The organism is Acidovorax sp. (genome assembly GCF_027492855.1).
Lineage (GTDB): Bacteria > Pseudomonadota > Gammaproteobacteria > Burkholderiales > Burkholderiaceae_C > Acidovorax.
Window position 1 is genome coordinate 1 of the sequence record NZ_JAPUDY010000089.1, and the last position, 16,685, is coordinate 16,685.

Annotated in this window: 14 protein-coding genes; 8 read left to right on the forward strand and 6 right to left on the reverse strand. The window is 65.0% G+C overall.

Annotated elements, in window-relative coordinates:
• Nucleotides 1-264 precede the first annotated feature (264 nt).
• The 3 genes from dxs to xseB all read right to left on the reverse strand — a co-directional run bounded on the left by dxs (nt 265) and on the right by xseB (nt 3,416).
• On the reverse strand, nt 265-2,157 hold the full coding sequence (gene dxs, locus Q0105_RS17315) for a 1-deoxy-D-xylulose-5-phosphate synthase (RefSeq protein ID WP_298213384.1): 1,893 nt from the start codon (nt 2,155-2,157) through the stop codon (nt 265-267).
• A 66-nt stretch (nt 2,158-2,223) separates the two neighbouring features.
• Nucleotides 2,224-3,177, reverse strand: a complete 954-nt coding sequence (locus tag Q0105_RS17320) for a polyprenyl synthetase family protein (RefSeq protein WP_298213385.1) — start codon at nt 3,175-3,177, stop codon at nt 2,224-2,226.
• Nucleotides 3,174-3,416 (reverse strand): exodeoxyribonuclease VII small subunit, encoded by a 243-nt coding sequence (gene xseB, locus Q0105_RS17325; RefSeq protein WP_298213386.1) that lies wholly within the window; start codon nt 3,414-3,416, stop codon nt 3,174-3,176. The genes Q0105_RS17320 and xseB overlap by 4 nt, the downstream gene beginning before the upstream one ends.
• Nucleotides 3,417-3,738: 322 nt before the next feature.
• Here xseB and Q0105_RS17330 point away from each other — a divergent pair, with 322 nt between their 5' ends.
• The 5 genes from Q0105_RS17330 to flhC all read left to right on the forward strand — a co-directional run bounded on the left by Q0105_RS17330 (nt 3,739) and on the right by flhC (nt 8,264).
• A complete protein-coding gene (locus Q0105_RS17330; RefSeq protein WP_298213387.1) occupies nt 3,739-4,869 on the forward strand; it encodes an aromatic ring-hydroxylating dioxygenase subunit alpha in 1,131 nt (376 codons plus the stop codon).
• A gap of 254 nt (nt 4,870-5,123) precedes the next feature.
• A complete protein-coding gene (locus Q0105_RS17335; RefSeq protein WP_298213388.1) occupies nt 5,124-6,035 on the forward strand; it encodes a DMT family transporter in 912 nt (303 codons plus the stop codon).
• A 55-nt stretch (nt 6,036-6,090) separates the two neighbouring features.
• Entirely contained in the window at nt 6,091-6,996 is a 906-nt protein-coding gene (locus tag Q0105_RS17340; protein ID WP_298213389.1) for a sulfurtransferase, read from the forward strand.
• A gap of 326 nt (nt 6,997-7,322) precedes the next feature.
• Nucleotides 7,323-7,649, forward strand: a complete 327-nt coding sequence (flhD, locus tag Q0105_RS17345; RefSeq protein WP_008902803.1) for a flagellar transcriptional regulator FlhD — start codon at nt 7,323-7,325, stop codon at nt 7,647-7,649.
• 48 nt (nt 7,650-7,697) lie between these two features.
• Complete coding sequence (gene flhC / locus Q0105_RS17350) at nt 7,698-8,264, forward strand: flagellar transcriptional regulator FlhC (protein ID WP_298213390.1); 567 nt, start codon at nt 7,698-7,700, stop codon at nt 8,262-8,264.
• Nucleotides 8,265-8,540: 276 nt separating this feature from the next.
• Here the strand turns inward: flhC and Q0105_RS17355 are convergent, their stop codons facing one another.
• Nucleotides 8,541-9,107 carry a FlgO family outer membrane protein gene (locus tag Q0105_RS17355; RefSeq protein WP_298213391.1) on the reverse strand — a complete coding sequence of 189 codons (567 nt, stop codon included), beginning with the start codon at nt 9,105-9,107 and terminating at the stop codon, nt 8,541-8,543.
• Nucleotides 9,104-9,952 carry a hypothetical protein gene (locus Q0105_RS17360; RefSeq protein WP_298213392.1) on the reverse strand — a complete coding sequence of 283 codons (849 nt, stop codon included), beginning with the start codon at nt 9,950-9,952 and terminating at the stop codon, nt 9,104-9,106. The genes Q0105_RS17355 and Q0105_RS17360 overlap by 4 nt, the downstream gene beginning before the upstream one ends.
• 135 nt (nt 9,953-10,087) lie before the next feature.
• Here Q0105_RS17360 and Q0105_RS17365 point away from each other — a divergent pair, with 135 nt between their 5' ends.
• Nucleotides 10,088-11,338, forward strand: coding sequence for an AI-2E family transporter (locus Q0105_RS17365; protein WP_298213393.1), 1,251 nt, complete (start codon nt 10,088-10,090; stop codon nt 11,336-11,338).
• Between the two features lie 13 nt (nt 11,339-11,351).
• On the forward strand, nt 11,352-11,840 hold the full coding sequence (locus Q0105_RS17370) for an ORF6N domain-containing protein (RefSeq protein ID WP_298213394.1): 489 nt from the start codon (nt 11,352-11,354) through the stop codon (nt 11,838-11,840).
• 963 nt (nt 11,841-12,803) lie between these two features.
• On the opposite strand, the gene ppc is transcribed toward Q0105_RS17370, so the two are convergent.
• Nucleotides 12,804-15,596 (reverse strand): phosphoenolpyruvate carboxylase, encoded by a 2,793-nt coding sequence (gene ppc, locus Q0105_RS17375; RefSeq protein WP_298213395.1) that lies wholly within the window; start codon nt 15,594-15,596, stop codon nt 12,804-12,806.
• A 128-nt stretch (nt 15,597-15,724) separates the two neighbouring features.
• Here ppc and hemC point away from each other — a divergent pair, with 128 nt between their 5' ends.
• Complete coding sequence (gene hemC / locus Q0105_RS17380; protein ID WP_298213396.1) at nt 15,725-16,666, forward strand: hydroxymethylbilane synthase; 942 nt, start codon at nt 15,725-15,727, stop codon at nt 16,664-16,666.
• Nucleotides 16,667-16,685: the final 19 nt, after the last annotated feature.

Genomic DNA, 16,685 nt, shown 5'->3' on the forward strand with positions numbered 1-16,685 from the left:
ATGATTGAACGACGATCCATGAGGTTCTCTCCGATATATTGATTGCAAAACTTGGGCAGCACGCGTTGTGCGCGGCAAGCCAAGGACTCGTTTCAGCCGAGGCTCATTGTAGAAACATGCCCCCGCATGCTTTTGCGGGTTTTCCCGCGAAATCCGCCCTGGGCCGCGCACCTTCAGGCTTCTGCAAGCAAGTGCCCAGCATTCGCGCAGACGGGTTCTTGTGCCGCATCAAGCCCCTGCGACCCATGCGGCCGCATGGAAGGATCAGACGGCGCCGTCTGCCAGAAAGCGCGTGGCGATGGACTTGCGAATGCCGGTGGCATCCAGTCCCTGCAGCGACAGCAGCTTGGCCGGATCGCCATGTTCGATGAACACGTCGGGCAAGCCCAGTTGCAACACGGGGCGCACGATGCCCATGGCGTTGAGCGCCTCGGTCACCGCACTGCCTGCGCCGCCCTGGATGGCGCCCTCTTCCAGCGTCACCAGCGCGTCGTGGCGCTCGGCCACTTCGCGCAGCAGGGCCTCGTCGACGGGCTTGGCCCAGCGCATGTTGACCACGGTGGCGTCGAGCGACTCGGCCGCCTCCAGTGCCGGGTATAGCAGGGTGCCAAACGACAGGATGGCGATGCGCGGGGCCTTGGCGTCCGTGCCCTGGCGCTCGCGGCGGATCTCGCCCTTGCCAAACGGCAGGCCATCAAGCCCCGCCAGCGGTGCCACGCCCGTGCCGCTGCCGCGCGGGTAGCGCACGGCCACAGGGTGGCTTTGCTCGAAGGCGGTGGAGAGCAGTTGGCGGCATTCGCGCTCATCGGCCGGGCAGGCCATGCTCATGTTAGGAATACAGCGCACGAACGGGATGTCGTAGGCGCCCGCATGCGTGGCGCCGTCGGCCCCCACCAGGCCTGCGCGGTCCAGCGCAAACACCACAGGCAGGTTCTGCAGTGCCACATCGTGGATCAATTGGTCGTAGCCACGCTGCAAGAAAGTGGAGTAGATCGCCACCACGGGCTTGAGGCCCTCGCAGGCCATGCCGGCCGCGAAGGTCACGGCGTGCTGCTCGGCAATGCCCACGTCGTAGTAACGATCAGGGAAGCGCTTTTCAAATTCGACCATGCCCGAGCCCTCGCGCATGGCGGGGGTGATGCCGACCAAGCGCGTGTCGTGCGCGGCCATGTCGCACAGCCATTGGCCGAACACCTGCGTGAAGGTGGGCTTGGGCTGCGTGGCGGGCTTGGTCAGGCCCACGCTGGGGTCGAATTTGCCGGGGCCGTGGTAGGCCACGGGGTCGGCCTCGGCCAGCTTGTAGCCCTGGCCCTTCTTGGTCACCACGTGCAGGAACTGCGGGCCCTTGAGGCTTTTGATGTTCTCCAGCGTGGGGATCAGCGAATCGAGGTCATGCCCGTCGATGGGGCCGATGTAGTTGAAGCCGAACTTCTCGAACAGCGTGGCGGGCACGACCATGCCCTTGGCCTGCTGCTCAAAGCGCTTGGCCAGCTCCAGCAGCGGGGGCATGGGCTTGAGCACGGTTTTGCCCACGTTCTTGGCGGCGGCGTAGAACTGGCCGCTCATGAGCTGCGCGAGATAGCGGTTGAGCGCGCCCACGGGCGGGCTGATGCTCATATCGTTGTCGTTGAGCACCACGAGCAGGTTGCAGTCGGCCACACCCGCGTTGTTCAACGCCTCGAAGGCCATGCCAGCCGTCATCGCGCCGTCGCCGATGATGGCCACGGCGTGGCGGCTCTCGCCCTTGCGCTTGGCGGCCAGGGCCATGCCCAGCGCCGCCGAGATGCTGGTGCTGGAGTGCGCCGTGCCGAAGGTGTCGTAGATGCTCTCGGCCCGCTGCGGAAAGCCCGAGATGCCGCCCATCTGCCGCAGCGTGTGCATGCGGTCGCGCCGGCCGGTCAGGATCTTGTGCGGGTAGGTCTGGTGGCCCACATCCCACACCAGGCGGTCTTCGGGGGTGTGAAAGACATGGTGCAGCGCCACGGTCAGCTCGACCGTGCCCAGGTTGGAGCTCAGGTGCCCGCCAGTCTGCGAGACGCTCTGCAACACGAACTCGCGCAGTTCAGCGGTCAGCGCCTTGAGGTCTGCGCGCGAGAGCTTGCGCAGGTCTGCCGGGTCGTTGACGGTCTGGAGCAGGGGGAAGGAGGTCGTGGACATTTACTATTCTTTTAATAGCTGCTAGCGCTTGATGGACAAGCGCCAGAGGCCAATTTTGTTCAAATTCTAGTAAGAGCGGCGCACGACCATGTCGGCGAGCGCAGCCAGGGCGCGGGTATCGGGAAGGCCGCTCGCGGCCAAGGCGGCATGCGCGTCGTGAAGCAGCTCCTGGGCATACGCCTGGGCGCGTTCCAGGCCCAGCAGCGATACATACGTGGGTTTGTCGGCAGCGGCGTCCTTGCCAGCGGTTTTGCCCAGCGTGGCGGAGTCAGCCACCACGTCCAGGATGTCATCCACCACCTGGAACGCCAGGCCCATGGCCGCGCCATAGTCCGACAACGCCTGGTAAGCGGCAGGCGCCACAGGGCCGCAGGCAGCGCCCATGAGCACGCTGCCCTGCAACAGCGCGCCGGTCTTGAGCTGATGCATTTGGCGCAACTGCTCTTCCGTCAGCGCCAAGCCCACACTGGCCAGGTCGATGGCCTGGCCGCCTGCCATGCCGGCCGAGCCCGCAGCGCGGGCCAGCAGGCGGCACAGCGTGGCCTGGGTGGCGGGCGCGATGGCGCTGCAGTCGGGTGTGAGCAGCTCGAACGCAAACGCCTGCAGGGCATCACCGGCCAGCAGGGCCTGGGCCTCGCCGAACTGCACATGCACCGTGGGTTTGCCACGGCGCAGCACGTCGTTGTCCATGCAGGGCATGTCGTCGTGCACCAGAGAGTAGGCGTGGATCAGTTCCACTGCGCACGCGGCGCGCAGGGCCGCTTCGTCAGACACCACTGCCGCGGGTGCGCCGCTGCACACGGCCTCGTACGCAGCCAGCACCAGCAAGGGCCGCAGACGCTTGCCGCCATCGAGCACGGCATAACGCATGGCATCACCCAGCCCGGCGGGCGCACCGTCACCCACCCATTGCGACAGGGCCTGCTCCACACGGGCCAGGTGGTTCTGGCTCCAGGGGGCTACATCGAACGGGGAAAGATCGCTCATCACTGCGGCGGACGGCACGGGCACTGCACTCATTCCTGGGTCCATGGTTGGAGCTGGCCATCGTCCAGCACCTTGATCTGGTCCTGCACTGCCTCTAGCCGCTGGCGGCAAAACGCCAGCAGGGTTGCGCCGCGTTGGTAGCCCGCCAGCATCTGGTCCAACGGCAGTTGGCCCGACTCGATGCGGGCCACAAGCTGCTCCAGCTCTTCCAGCGCGGCTTCGTAGCTGGCGGGTTCGGCGGGAGGCGCAGGGGTGGCGGGGGCCTTGGGCATGGACGGGGCGCAGAGCGCGGGTGAAAAACCGGCCATTTTAGGCGCACCACCACGGCGCATGGGCGCGCAGCCGCCGGAATGGACGCGATGCTCCAGAAGCGGCCCCGCGCCGCTGCCCGCACAGCCCGGCCACGCCCATGTTTTGACCTGCATCTAGAACGAATGCTTTCAATACACGTAGCTGGGATGCGGGAATAACCCCACCGCCTATAATCCCATTCCCGTCGAGCCGGCTACCCACCCTAGCCGGTTTCTTTTTTCTGGATGCGCTTCGGCGCACCTCCCGCACTTCCCTGTGGGGAGTCTTTAGGTCAGGTCACCCATGTCTGATTTAAGTCTTCAACTGCAGCAGGCCGCAAGCCAACTACCAGTTTCAAGCTACTTTGACGATGCGCTGTTTCAGCGCGAGCTCAGCACCATCTTCCAGCGCGGGCCCCGCTATGTGGGGCACCAATTGAGCGTGCCGAACCCCGGCGACTACTACGCACTGCCCCAGGAGGGCGAGGGCCGCGCACTCGTGCGCAACGCCCAGGGCGGGGTGGAGCTGGTCTCCAACGTCTGCCGCCACCGCCAGGCGGTGATGCTCAAGGGCAAAGGATCGCTCACGGGCCAGGGCAAGGGCCACGCGGGCGGCAACATCGTGTGCCCCCTGCACCGCTGGACATACAGCCCCAAGGGTGAGCTGCTGGGCGCACCACATTTCTCGCACGACCCGTGCCTGGATTTGAACAACTACCAGCTGCGCGAGTGGAACGGCCTTCTTTTTGAAGACAACGGCTACGACGTGGCCGCAGACCTCGCCCAGATGGGCCCGCGCGCCGACCTGGACTTTGGCGGCTACGTGCTCGACCACGTGGAGCTGCACGAGTGCAACTACAACTGGAAGACCTTCATCGAGGTCTACCTCGAGGACTACCACGTCGGCCCCTTCCACCCGGGCCTGGGCAGCTTCGTCACCTGCGACGACCTGCGTTGGGAGTTTGGCAAGAACTACTCGGTGCAGACTGTGGGCGTGGCCAACCGCCTGGGCAAGGCAGGCAGCCCCGTGTACGAGCGCTGGCACAAGGCCCTGCTGGATTACCGGGGCGGCAAGCCGCCAGAGTACGGCGCTATCTGGCTCACGCTGTACCCCCACATCATGATCGAGTGGTATCCGCATGTACTCACAGTGTCCACGCTGCACCCCATCAGCCCCACAAAAACGCTGAACATGGTGGAGTTCTACTACCCCGAGGAGATCGCCGCCTTCGAGCGCGAGTTCGTCGAGGCGCAGAAGGCCGCCTACATGGAGACCTGCATCGAGGACGACGAGATCGGTGAACGCATGGACGCTGGCCGCAAGGCCCTGCTGGCGCGCGGCGACAACGAAGTGGGCCCTTACCAAAGCCCCATGGAAGACGGCATGCAGCACTTCCACGAGTGGTACCGCGAAAGCATGGGAAGTCCCCCCTGAGTCGCTTCGCGCCTTCCTCCAAGGGGGACGCCCACAGCGCGGCGGGGCGGCCCTTGCGCGGGGGCACTGGCTTGGGGTCGCGCCAGTTTCTCAAGGCCTTGGCCTACGCTTGGCGCCATAGGTCACCGAACCGTCGAACAGCAAGGTAAACGTTGGCGAGTAACGGCGATTACCCAAAATGCTCTCATTACAATAGCTGCCAGCGCTTGTTCCCTCAGCGCTGGTAGCTATTTTTATTTCAACCCCACATTCCCATGCAAGCTCTCTGGATGGTGTTGGCTGCGTTCCTGTTTGCCAGCATGGGCGTGTGCGTCAAGATTGCATCGGCCTACTTCAACGCGGCAGAGCTGGTGTGCTACCGGGGCGTCATCGGCATCGTCATCCTGTGGCTGCTGGCGCGCTCGCAAAAGGTGTCGCTGGCCACCAAGTACCCCGGCATGCACGCCTGGCGCAGCCTGGTGGGCGTGACATCGCTTGGGGCCTGGTTCTTCGCCATTGCCCATCTGCCCCTGGCCACGGCCATGACGCTCAACTACATGAGCAGCGTGTGGATTGCCGCCTTTTTGATCGGTGGCGCGCTGCTGGCCTGGCGCCCCTCGCCCGCCACGCCACGCCCCGCCCTGCAAGGCCCGCTGGTGCTGACCGTGCTGGTGGGTTTTGTCGGCGTGGTGCTGATGCTGCGCCCCAGCCTCGACCAGAACCAGGCCTTTGCGGGCCTGATCGGGCTCATGTCCGGGCTGACCGCCGCCTTTGCCTACATGCAGGTGGTCACGCTGTCGCGCATCGGCGAGCCGGAATCGCGCACGGTGTTCTATTTCGCGGTGGGCTCGGCGGTGGCGGGCGGTGCGGCCCTGCTGGTCACGGGCACATCCCCCTGGCCGGGCTGGCCCGCGCTGTGGCTGCTGCCCATCGGCTTTCTGGCCGCTGGCGGCCAACTGTGCATGACCCGCGCCTACTCCCGCGCCAAAACACAGCGCGGCACCCTGGTGGTCGCCAACCTGCAGTATTCGGGCATCGTGTTCGCCGCCATCTACAGCGTGCTGCTGTTTGGCGACCAGATCCCGCCCATTGGCTGGCTTGGCATGGCCCTCATCGTGGGCAGCGGCATCGTGGCCACCATCTTGCGGGCGCGGGCTGCGCCCGGCGCACCGGCGGAAGAGCATTGAAAGCCACAATGGAGTTCATTTCGCCCCCATCCGCCACCTTGCCCACCTAACGCCGATGACCACTTACACCACGCTCATCTCCGCCCCCGACCTGCAAACCCTCATCGCCAGCGGCGCGCCGCTGATGGTGTTTGACTGCAGCTTCGACCTGACGCAGCCCACGGCAGGCGCGCAGCAGTATGGCCAGGCCCACATCCCCGGCGCCGTGTATGCCGATTTGAACGAAAACCTGAGCGCCAAGCATGGCGCGCCAGGCGCCACCGGCACGCTCACCGCGCACGAGGCCGACCAGCCCGCATCGGGCGGCCGCCACCCGCTGCCCAGCCGCGAGCGCTTTGCGATGTGGCTCTCCAGCGTGGGCTTTGCCAACGGCATGCAGGCCGTGGTGTACGACCGCCAGGGCGCCAACTACTGCGGGCGGCTGTGGTGGATGCTCAAGTGGGCGGGCCACGACGCCGTGGCCGCGCTCGACGGCGGCCTGCAAGCCTGGCAAGCCGCAGGCGGCGCGGTGGCCAGCGGCGCAGAGCCCACGCGCTTTCAATCGAACTTCCAATTGAATCCGCCACTGCGCCAGTTGGCCACGGCCGACGACGTGCTGGCCCGGCTGCAGCAGCCCGGCCAACAAACCGTGATCGACGCCCGCGCGGGCGCACGCTACCGGGGTGAAGTGGAGCCGCTGGACCCTGTGGCCGGCCATATTCCGGGCGCCCTCAACCGCCCCTTCACCGAGAACATCGGCGCCGATGGCCGCTTCAAACCCGCCCTCGTGCTGCGCGCCGAGTTCGACGCCCTGCTCGCAGGCCGCGACCCGGCCACCGTGGTGCACCAGTGCGGCAGCGGCGTGAGCGCGCTGCCCAATCTGCTGGCGATGGAAGTGGCAGGGCTCGGAAAAACAGCCTTGTTTGCAGGCAGTTGGAGCGAGTGGTGTTCCAACCCCACACGCCCTGTCGAAAAAGGCTGAGTCGCCGAAAAAACACCCCTGGCAGACCACCACGGTTGTAAAAGCGCAAAAAAGATGGTTTTGCGGGCGCTATCAAAACCATGAGCAGAAATCAACGCCCTGCCTTGGCCGCCGCAGCAAGCCCGCTCCCCGGAAACATCGCCGGGGAACTGCGCGGCTTGTAAGGCAAATTCCTACACACCCCACTGCACAACCAGACGCGCGGCACAGCCAAATCCCGACTTAATTTCTGATTGGGGCGGTTTCACAATCCATTTCAACGGATCACGCAAAACCTGCAACGGCAGGCAACGCAAGGTCCGGGAACTGGAAAAAAGGAAGCTGCCATGACCAACGAACAACTCCTCGCCGAAATCCGCGAAGCCAACCTCACTTACCTGATGCTGGCCCAAACCCTGATTCGCCAGGACAAGGCGGAAGCCGTGTTCCGTCTGGGCATGAACGAAGAGTCTGCCGATATTCTGGCATCTCTGTCGGCAGCGCAAGTGATGAAACTGGCCTCCCGCAACACGCTTCTTTGCAGCTTCCGGGTGGACGACAACCTGGTGTGGAGCCTCTTGACCAATCACTCGGCCAAGAAGGTGGGCAACGAAGCCACCAACACACTGCACGCCAACATCCTGATGGCCAGCCGCGTGTCGGAAGTGCTCTGAGCGCCCCTCCCTCCCCGCCCCGCACCCCGTCGCCAAGGAAAGCCCGCCATGTCCTCCTCCACTGCCACCCCCACCGCCAAGGCCCCCGTCAAGAGCGTTCTCAACGAGTCCAAGCAGATCGAACGTGCCGCGATGCTGATCCAGATGGGCGCGCGCATGCAGGTGCTGGAGTCGGAGACCACGCTGTCGTATGAACGCCTGATCCGCCTGTACAAGGAGATCGCGGGCAAGTCGCCCTCCAAGGGCCAACTGCCTTTCTCGACCGACTGGTTCCTGACCTGGCAAGAGAACATCCACAGCTCGCTGTTCCTCAACATCTACGAATACCTGTCCAAGGGCGTGGACCTGGACGCGGTGGAGTTGCTGACCAAGGCCTACCGCCTGTACAACGAACAGGTCGCCACCGCCGAGATCGAGCCCCTGCTGTCCTTTACCCGCGCCTGGCGCCTGGTGAAGTTTGTGGACGCGGGCATGCTCACGCGCACCAAATGCTCACAGTGCAGCGGCCAATTCGTGACCGAGCTGTACGAAAACCGCCACTTCACCTGCGGCCTGTGCAACCCGCCCGCCCGTGCAGGCAAGAGCAAGACGGCGGGTGCGCTGATGCTGCATTGATGTGCCGAAAATTTGAACGAAATGGCTTGCTGAGCCATTTGCCTAGACTGCACTCGACTCCCACCACCCGTTCGGGCTGAGCCCGTCGAAGCCAGGGCTTGCGGTGTGCGTGCGAGGCTTCGACAAGCTCAGCCCGAACGGGTCGTGGGAGCGAAGTTCGAGCGATGAAAAAATTGAGCAAAACAGTGCTCTACCGCCCAATCATCAATCGCTAGTAGCTACTATTTTTATAGCAAATCATTCATCAATAAGACGTCCCGAAAGGTCTCTTTGACCCTACCGCCCCACCAGCAACGCCCGCACGTTGTCATCGATGGGCACGGCATAGTTGTGCGCCGCCACCACCATGTTGCCGTCGGGTTTGACCAGCTTGATGCTGACGTACAAAACGGTGGCCGACACCGCATAGGTGCCCACCACCACGGCCTGCGCATCGTGCGATCGGCTTACCTCGCGCAACTCGCGCGACAGCAGCAACTCGCCTTGCTCGCGCTGCATCACCACGTTGTCGCGCAGCTTGAGCTCCGTCACGGGAAAGCCCTGCTGCACCAGGCGACCTGCAATCTGCTCAGAAAAAATACGCCCCAGGCGGGACGACTCGCCCAGCCGGTCCACGTTCACCAAGGTAGCGACCAGCACTGCGTGTCCCCGGTCGAGCGGCGCGTTCTGCAGCAGCATGTCCGCCGCGTGGTGGTTGGCAACAATGATGGCGGTGCGCTGCCCGCCGGTGCGGCCCGCTCCTGAGGCGCCGTCGCCGTAGTAATAGCTCGCGCAGCCCGATAGCGCCGCCATCACTGCAGCCATCGCCGCCGCCCGCAAGGGCAAACCTCGGCCGCGCATCATGGGCTCACCACCCGCCACGTCTTGATGGACGCGGGCGCGGGCCCCGGAAATTTTGGCTCTGCGGGCAAATACAACAGGGCATCGTCGTGGACGATGGAATACACATCCGATGTCCCGGCCAAGTAGCGCCCCCCGCTTTCGAGCGCAGCGGTCACCAGCACCTCTGAGCGCGACGGCGCGCCCAGGCGGGGGTAGGTCACCGGAACCTCGGGCGCCACGGGGGCCTTGCGGATCTGCGTGGCCGCAACAGCCGCCCCAAAGGCACTGCCCGAGGCGATCACCACATCGCCCTCTGACGCCGCCTTGCCTGCCGCCATCTTGCTGGCGTCTGCGTCCTTGCCCTCACCGCCCTCGGCCGGGCGCAGCGAGTTCGCGCCATGGAAATGCACGCCGTCCCGCGCCACGCTCACGCCCGAGGCCAGCGGCGTCCACTCCAGCACGCTCGACGCAGGCTGGAGGTGCTGCACCACCTGTGCCTCAAAAACCAGTTGCACGGTGGATGGCTCCGTCGTCACCGCCACGCCACGATCGGCCAGCCGGTTCATGAGCAGCTTGCGAAACCCCTGGTTGAAGCGGGTGTCGGCCTTCGCCGTGACGTAGATCGGGTGCGCCCCCGAAGGCCAGTCGCGCATCTTCTCGACCATGCGTGCGGCCATATCGTCGGCCAGCACATCCCAGTGGTGCACGGCGCGCAGGGTTTTCTGCCCCGACGCGGCATGCTTCTCTGGATATGGAACATCCGGCCCCGCGCAGCCCGCGCCCAGCAAGGCCAGCCCCAGAATGGGCCACAAGGGCAGTCGGCCCCTGCGCGCGCGCGTCAAGCGAAGGTGATCGGAGGATTGCATGGGCATGATGCTATGCGCGCGCGCCGCGCCCTATCGGTCGAACAACGCGGGATTTGCGTGGCACTTTGCCTCCCACGGCGCGATGCGCCAGCGGCCTACAGGCAGGTTCCAACGACTACCCGCACAATCCGCCCCATGACTGCGCCCTCCGCCGAACCCCTTCCGCCGCCCGCATCCGCACCAGCCCCCGAGCCGACGGGCCCGGAGCCCGTGCCGCCCAACACCGAGCCCGCCCCGCCAATTTTGCCCCCTGGCGCGGCCGCCAGCCCCCCCACCCCTCTGGCCCCTTTGATGCTCCACATGCCGGTGGACGTGCGCAACCTGTCGCTGGCGCTGCTGGCCCTGTTCGCCAGCGTGGCCCTGCTGCACTGGGCCAGCGCAGTGTTCATCCCCATCATGCTCAGCCTGCTGCTCACCACGGCCTTGCGGCCCACGGTGGACATGCTGTACCGCTCGCACATCCCGCGCTGGCTGGGCGCGGGCGCACTGCTCATCGCCATCGTCTCGGGGCTGGCTAGCACCGCCTGGTCGCTCAGCGACGGCGCGGCCCAACTGGTGGACTCCCTGCCCGTGGCCGCCAAAAAGGTGCGCGACAACCTCAAGGCCCGCGCAGGGGGCAACAGCCCGCTGGACACCATGCAAAAGGCCGCCACGCAGATCGAACAGGCCGCCAGCGAGAACAGCGCCGCCGCCCCACAACGCCGGGGGGTTCAGCGGGTCATCGTCGAACGCCCGCCCTTCAACATCCGCGACTACCTCTGGAGCGGCACCATGGGCCTCATGTCGGCGCTGGGGCAGCTCATGGTGGTGGTGTTCCTGACCTATTTCGCCCTCGCCTCGGGCAACCTGCTGCGCGACAAACTGCTGCGCATCGCTGGCACCAGCCTGGAGCGGCGCAAGGTCACCGCCCGCGTACTGAGCGACATTACCAGCCAGATCCAGCGCTATCTGCTGCTGCAGGTATTCACCAGCGTACTGGTGGGCGTGGCCACCGGCCTGGCCTACTGGGCGCTGGGCCTGCAAAACGCAGCGGTGTGGGGGGTGGCGGCGGGCGTGCTCAACCTGGCACCCTACATCGGCTCGGCACTGGTCACCGGCGCATCGGCACTGGTGGCCTTTTTGCAGTTCGGCACCCTCGACATGGCGCTGGCCATTGGCGGCGCATCGCTGGTCATCCACACCCTCGTCGGCAACCTGCTCACCCCCTGGCTCACCAGCCGCACCAGCAGCATGAGCCCCGTCGCCGTGTTCGTGAGCGTGCTGGCCTGGGGCTGGCTCTGGGGCCTGTGGGGGCTGCTGCTGGGCATCCCGGTGATGATGGCGGTGAAGGCGGTGTGCGACCGGGTGGAGGATTTGAAGGCGGTGGGGGAATTGCTGGGGGATTGAGGGGCGGGGTGATGTGGACCTGGTCGCGCTGTACGGGGTGCCCACCAAGCGGCTCAATGAGCAGGTTAAGCGCAACCGGGAGCGGTTTCCGGCAGATTTCTTGTTTCAGCTCACCGCTGCCGAGAAGGCCGAGGTGGTCGCAAATTGCGACCACCTGCAAAAGCTCAAGTTCTCCAAGGTGCTGCCCTATGCGTTCACCGAACATGGGGCGATTCAGGCGGCCAATGTGCTGGCCAGCGCCCAGGCGGTGGATATGGGGATTTATGTGGTGCGGGCCTTCGTGCATCTGCGCGAGGCGCTGGCCACAAACGCCGATGTGGCCAAGCGGCTGGCTGAGCTGGAGATGAGGACGGAGAGCCTGGAGCTTTCGCACGATACCTTCAGCCGCAACACCCGGTTGCAATTGCGCCAGCTGCTGGATGCCGTGCGGGAGCTGACCACACCGCCTGATCCGCCCAAGCGGCCTATCGGGTTTGTGACGCCCGAGGACAAGAAGGCGTAGCGCCCAACAACCCTGCGGCTAAAAGAAGAAGCCACCTGAATCCCGCAGCTTTATCGCTGGCGGGAGGCAGGTGGCTTTTTGTGTGAGTAATAGACCTCAGTGCGTGGCTACCTCAAGACCTGGGCCGCACACGGCATCACTGCTTCGGCCTCTTCCAAATGGCATGGGCAACAATTGCAATCCCGATTAGGAGCGACGGCATCCCTCCCGCCAAGAACTCGTAGTCCTTGGGAAGAAGCAACTTGAACACGTCGTCTACCCAGCAACTCGTGCGGCACATTCGTTGACCGCTCACCATGAGAGCCAGTCCAATTGATATGGCTGTGAGCCCGATTCCAATGCCGATCTTGTTCATATATCGGTCCTATTAGCGAATGGCTCGCCACATGCGGCCGAGTTGCCCACCACTGCGGCGGTATTTGTCATAGATGCCTGGGAAATCAGTGTTCGGATCAAACTGGGGCGGATTGAACACTGGGCCGAGATTTGTTTGGGTGCACTTGCACCCGCTTGGGGCGTCATCTTGGTGATAAGCCGCAGGCAAGAAATCGGTCGGAGATTTCCCCGGAGTACAAGAGTTTTCACTGCACTCCCACCGCAAGCAACGGAGCCGGTAATCGCCCTCATCCGGATTGGGTACGAACATCTCAGCGCCTGACTCCCAAGCAGACTGGTTGCCCTCTATTCTTATTCACTGAAATACAGGATATTGCTCTTCGATTTTTAATCCGCCAACTATCAAGTTAGTGACGAGGATATACCATCTTTCGAAAATCAAAGATGCGAGAAACCAAATAAATTACGCTTACTTAATCCATCGCTGCTTCACGAATTTCGACCCATAAAATGGGACGACTCTATGCGGCACATGAGCGATCAGCAATAGATATCGGTCAATACTCTTGCGAAGAACCGTATCTTTCGCTCCTCTCAAACGGGTGAATGAAGCCCCAGGCAGTCAACCTACCCCGTATTCCTCAACCCCGCCGCAATCCCATTAATAGAAATGTGAATCCCCGTCTGCACCCGCTCATCCCCTCGCCCTGCACGCCAGCGGCGCACCAGTTCGACCTGCAGATGGTGCAGCGGGTCGATGTACGGAAAGCGGTGCTTGATGGAGCGGGCCAGCGCGGCGTTGTGGGTGAGACGCTGTTTGTCGCCCGTGATGCGGGTCAGGGCCTCGGCCGTGCGGTGCCATTCGGCCTCGATGACGGTGAACACCTTCTTGCGCAGGCGGGCGTCGGTCACGAGTTCGCTGTAGCGTGAGGCCAGGGCCAAGTCGCTTTTGGCGAGCACCATGTCCATGTTGGACAGCAGGGTGCGGAAGAACGGCCACTGGCGATACATCTTCTGCAGCAGGGCCAGTTGGGCCTTTGGGTCTTTGCCCTCGGTGTTGTTCACGAATGCGTCCACGGCCGATCCAAAACCGAACCAGCCTGGCAGCGTGAGGCGGCACTGGCCCCAGCTAAAGCCCCAGGGGATGGCGCGCAGGTCTTCGATTTTCTGGCTGGCTTTGCGGCTGGCGGGGCGCGAGCCGATGTTGAGCTCGGCGATCTCGCGGATGGGCGTGGAGTTGAAGAAATATTCGGTGAAGCCCGGTGTTTCATACACCAGCGCGCGGTAGCTGGCCATGCTGGCCAGCGATAGCTGCGCGGCAGCGTCCAGAAACGCCTTGGTGGCGGGCTTGGTGGGCTGCAGCAGCGTGGCTTCGAGCGTGGCGGCCACCAGGGTTTCGAGGTTGCGGCGGCCGATCTCGGGGTTGGCGTATTTGGAGGCGATGACTTCGCCCTGTTCCGTCAGGCGGATCTGGCCGCGCACGGTGCCGGGGGGCTGGGCCAGGATGGCCTGGTAGCTGGGGCCACCGCCCCGGCCCACGGTGCCGCCACGGCCATGGAACATGCGCAGCTGGATGCCGTGGCTGGTAGCCAATTCGTCGAACAGTTCCACCAGCGCGATCTCGGCGCGGTACAGCTCCCAGTTGCTGGTGAAGATGCCGCCGTCTTTGTTGCTGTCACTGTAGCCGAGCATGATGTCCTGCTCGCCGCCGCTGCGCTGTACCAGCGCGGCCACACCGGGCAGCGCATAGAACTCGCGCATGATGGGCGCGGCATTGCGCAGGTCTTCGATGGTCTCGAACAGCGGCACCACGATGAGGTGGTTTTTCGACTCGGCATCGAGCGTGCCGGTCATCAGGCCCACTTCTTTTTGCAGCAGCAGCACTTCCAGCAGGTCGCTCACCGTTTCGGTGTGGCTGATGATGTAGTGGCGGATAGCCTCGTGGCCGTAGCGCTCGCGCATCACGCGGGCGGTTTCAAAAATGGCCAACTCGCCCTGGGTGTGGGCCGAATACTGCGCGCCCACCACACGCAGCGGGCGGGCGTCGCACAGCAGCTTGATAAGCAAGGCGCGTTTGGCGGCCTCTTGCAGGTTGGCGTAGTTCGATTCGATGCGGGCGGCGGCCAGCAGCTCGGCCACCACTTCTTCGTGTTTGTCGGAGCTTTGGCGCAGGTCCACCGTGGCCAGGTGAAAGCCGAACACCTGCACGGCGCGGATCAGCGGGTGCAGGCGCTCGGCGGCCAGGGCCTCGCCGTGGTGCGACCGGAGCGAGGCATCGATCACACGCAGGTCAGCCAGGAACTCTTGTGCGCTGGCATAGGCGTTCTGTGGCGCCACCGCATGGCGCGCGGCATCGCCGCCCGTTAATTCCTTGAGCGAGGCGGCCAGGCGCGCATACACGCCCGTGAGCGCACGGCGGTAGGGTTCGTCCACGCGGTGCGCGCTGGTGTCGGGCGAGCGCAGAGCCAGGGCCTCCATTTCGGCCGACACATGCACCAGGCGCGCCGACAGCGACAGCTCGCCACCCAGGTAATGCACCTCGGTCAGGTAATGGCGCAGGGCCACTTCGGCCTGGCGGCGCAGTGCGTGCCGCAGGGTCTCTGCAGTCACGTTGGGGTTGCCGTCGCGGTCGCCGCCAATCCACTGGCCCATGCGCAAAAAGCTGTGCACGGGGTACTGGCCGAGTTCGCTCTCCAGGTCGGCATAGATCTTGGGGATCTCGCGCAGAAAGGTGGCTTCGTAATAAGAGAGCGCGTTCTCGATCTCGTCGGCCACGGTGAGCTTGCTGTAGCGCAAAAGGCGCGTTTGCCACAGCTGGGCCACGCGGGCGCGCAGCAGGGCCTCGTTGGCGGCCAGCTCGCGCGGGGTGAGCGCGTCTTTGGCGCTGTTGTAGAGCTGGGCGCGCACCTGGATGTCGTCGCGCGTGGCCAGCAGTTGGGCAATGTCGCGCTCGGCATCCAGAATGCTTTTGCGCTGCACTTCGGTGGGGTGGGCGGTGAGCACGGGGGCCACGTAGCTACCCGCCAGCGTTTGCGAAATGGTCTTGGGCGCAATGCCGGCCCAGCGCAGACGCGACAGGGCCACTTCGATGCTGCCCTCTTGCGTGTCGCCCGCGCGCTCGTGCACGGCGCGGCGGCGGATGTGGTGGCGGTCTTCGGCCAGGTTGGCCAGATGGCTGAAATAGGTGAAGGCGCGGATCACGCTCACCGTTTGGTCGCCCGACAGCGCCTTGAGCAGCTTCTTGAGCGCGCGGTCGGCCTCCTGGTCGGCATCGCGGCGGAAGGCCACCGAGAGCTTGCGCACCTGCTCGACGAGTTCGTAGGCCTCCACCCCTTCCTGCTCACGGATCACGTCGCCCAGAATGCGGCCCAGCAGGCGGATGTCGTCAATCAGGGGCTGGTCCTTGTCGGATCGTTTCATGCAGGTGTCTCCGGAATGGATGGGATGGCCCGGCGCCGCACGCCTGCACAGCCGCAGGCCGCACCAGCCCCGGTGCGGGCGCATGCTAGCATCCTGAGCCCCTGAATAATTACAAACAGGTTACGAACTTGAGCGCCGCAAAAACACTTCCGATCACCATCGCCACCCGCGAAAGCCGCCTGGCACTGTGGCAGGCCGAGCATGTGAAAGCCCTGCTGGAGGCCCGTGGCCACAGCGTGCAACTGCTGGGCATGACAACCCAGGGCGACCAGATTTTGGACCGCTCGCTCAGCAAAGTGGGCGGCAAGGGCCTGTTCGTGAAAGAGCTGGAAGTGGCGCTGGAAGAAGGCCGTGCCGACATCGCCGTGCACTCGCTGAAAGACGTGCCCATGGAGCTGCCCGAAGGCTTTGCCCTGGCCTGCGTGATGGAGCGCGAAGACCCGCGCGATGCGTTTGTCTCCCCCCGCTACGAGAACCTCGACGCCCTGCCCCAGGGCGCCGTGGTGGGCACATCCAGCCTGCGCCGCCAGGTGCTGCTGCAGGCCCTGCGGCCTGACCTCAAGATCGAGCCGCTGCGCGGCAACCTGGACACCCGCCTGCGCAAGCTCGACGAAGGCCAGTACGACGCCATCGTGCTCGCGGCGGCGGGCCTCAAGCGCCTGGGGCTCGAAGCCCGCATCCGCTCCACGTTCGCGCCCACCGCCATGCTGCCTGCTGCAGGCCAGGGCGCGTTGGGCATCGAAGTGCGCAGCAACCGGCAAGACCTGATCGACGCGCTGGCCCCGCTGGCACACCAAGGCACCTGGCTCACCGTGGCCGCCGAGCGCGCCGTGAGCCGCGCCATGGGCGGCAGTTGCTCCATGCCGCTGGCGGCGCACGGCACGCTGGCCGATGGCATGCTGCAGCTCGACGCTGCCTGGGGCGACCCGGACGGCCAGACCCCACTGGTGCGCGCGCAGGCCAGCGCCGCCATCACCACACTGGCGCAGGCCGAAGCCCTGGGCGATGCGATTGCCCAGCAGCTGCGTGCTGGCGGCGCCCTGGCCGTGGCCCCGGCGCACGGCGCCTGAGCCCGCCTGGCGACGCAAC

What these genes read in the sequence shown, in the direction of transcription:
- dxs (WP_298213384.1), bottom strand. Translation starts at nt 2,157, where the DNA reads ATGTCCACGACCTCCTTCCCCCTGCTCCAGACCGTCAACGACCCGGCA.
- Q0105_RS17320 (WP_298213385.1), bottom strand. Translation starts at nt 3,177, where the DNA reads ATGAGTGCAGTGCCCGTGCCGTCCGCCGCAGTGATGAGCGATCTTTCC.
- xseB (WP_298213386.1), bottom strand. Translation starts at nt 3,416, where the DNA reads ATGCCCAAGGCCCCCGCCACCCCTGCGCCTCCCGCCGAACCCGCCAGC.
- Q0105_RS17330 (WP_298213387.1), top strand. Translation starts at nt 3,739, where the DNA reads ATGTCTGATTTAAGTCTTCAACTGCAGCAGGCCGCAAGCCAACTACCA.
- Q0105_RS17335 (WP_298213388.1), top strand. Translation starts at nt 5,124, where the DNA reads ATGCAAGCTCTCTGGATGGTGTTGGCTGCGTTCCTGTTTGCCAGCATG.
- Q0105_RS17340 (WP_298213389.1), top strand. Translation starts at nt 6,091, where the DNA reads ATGACCACTTACACCACGCTCATCTCCGCCCCCGACCTGCAAACCCTC.
- flhD (WP_008902803.1), top strand. Translation starts at nt 7,323, where the DNA reads ATGACCAACGAACAACTCCTCGCCGAAATCCGCGAAGCCAACCTCACT.
- flhC (WP_298213390.1), top strand. Translation starts at nt 7,698, where the DNA reads ATGTCCTCCTCCACTGCCACCCCCACCGCCAAGGCCCCCGTCAAGAGC.
- Q0105_RS17355 (WP_298213391.1), bottom strand. Translation starts at nt 9,107, where the DNA reads ATGATGCGCGGCCGAGGTTTGCCCTTGCGGGCGGCGGCGATGGCTGCA.
- Q0105_RS17360 (WP_298213392.1), bottom strand. Translation starts at nt 9,952, where the DNA reads ATGCAATCCTCCGATCACCTTCGCTTGACGCGCGCGCGCAGGGGCCGA.
- Q0105_RS17365 (WP_298213393.1), top strand. Translation starts at nt 10,088, where the DNA reads ATGACTGCGCCCTCCGCCGAACCCCTTCCGCCGCCCGCATCCGCACCA.
- ppc (WP_298213395.1), bottom strand. Translation starts at nt 15,596, where the DNA reads ATGAAACGATCCGACAAGGACCAGCCCCTGATTGACGACATCCGCCTG.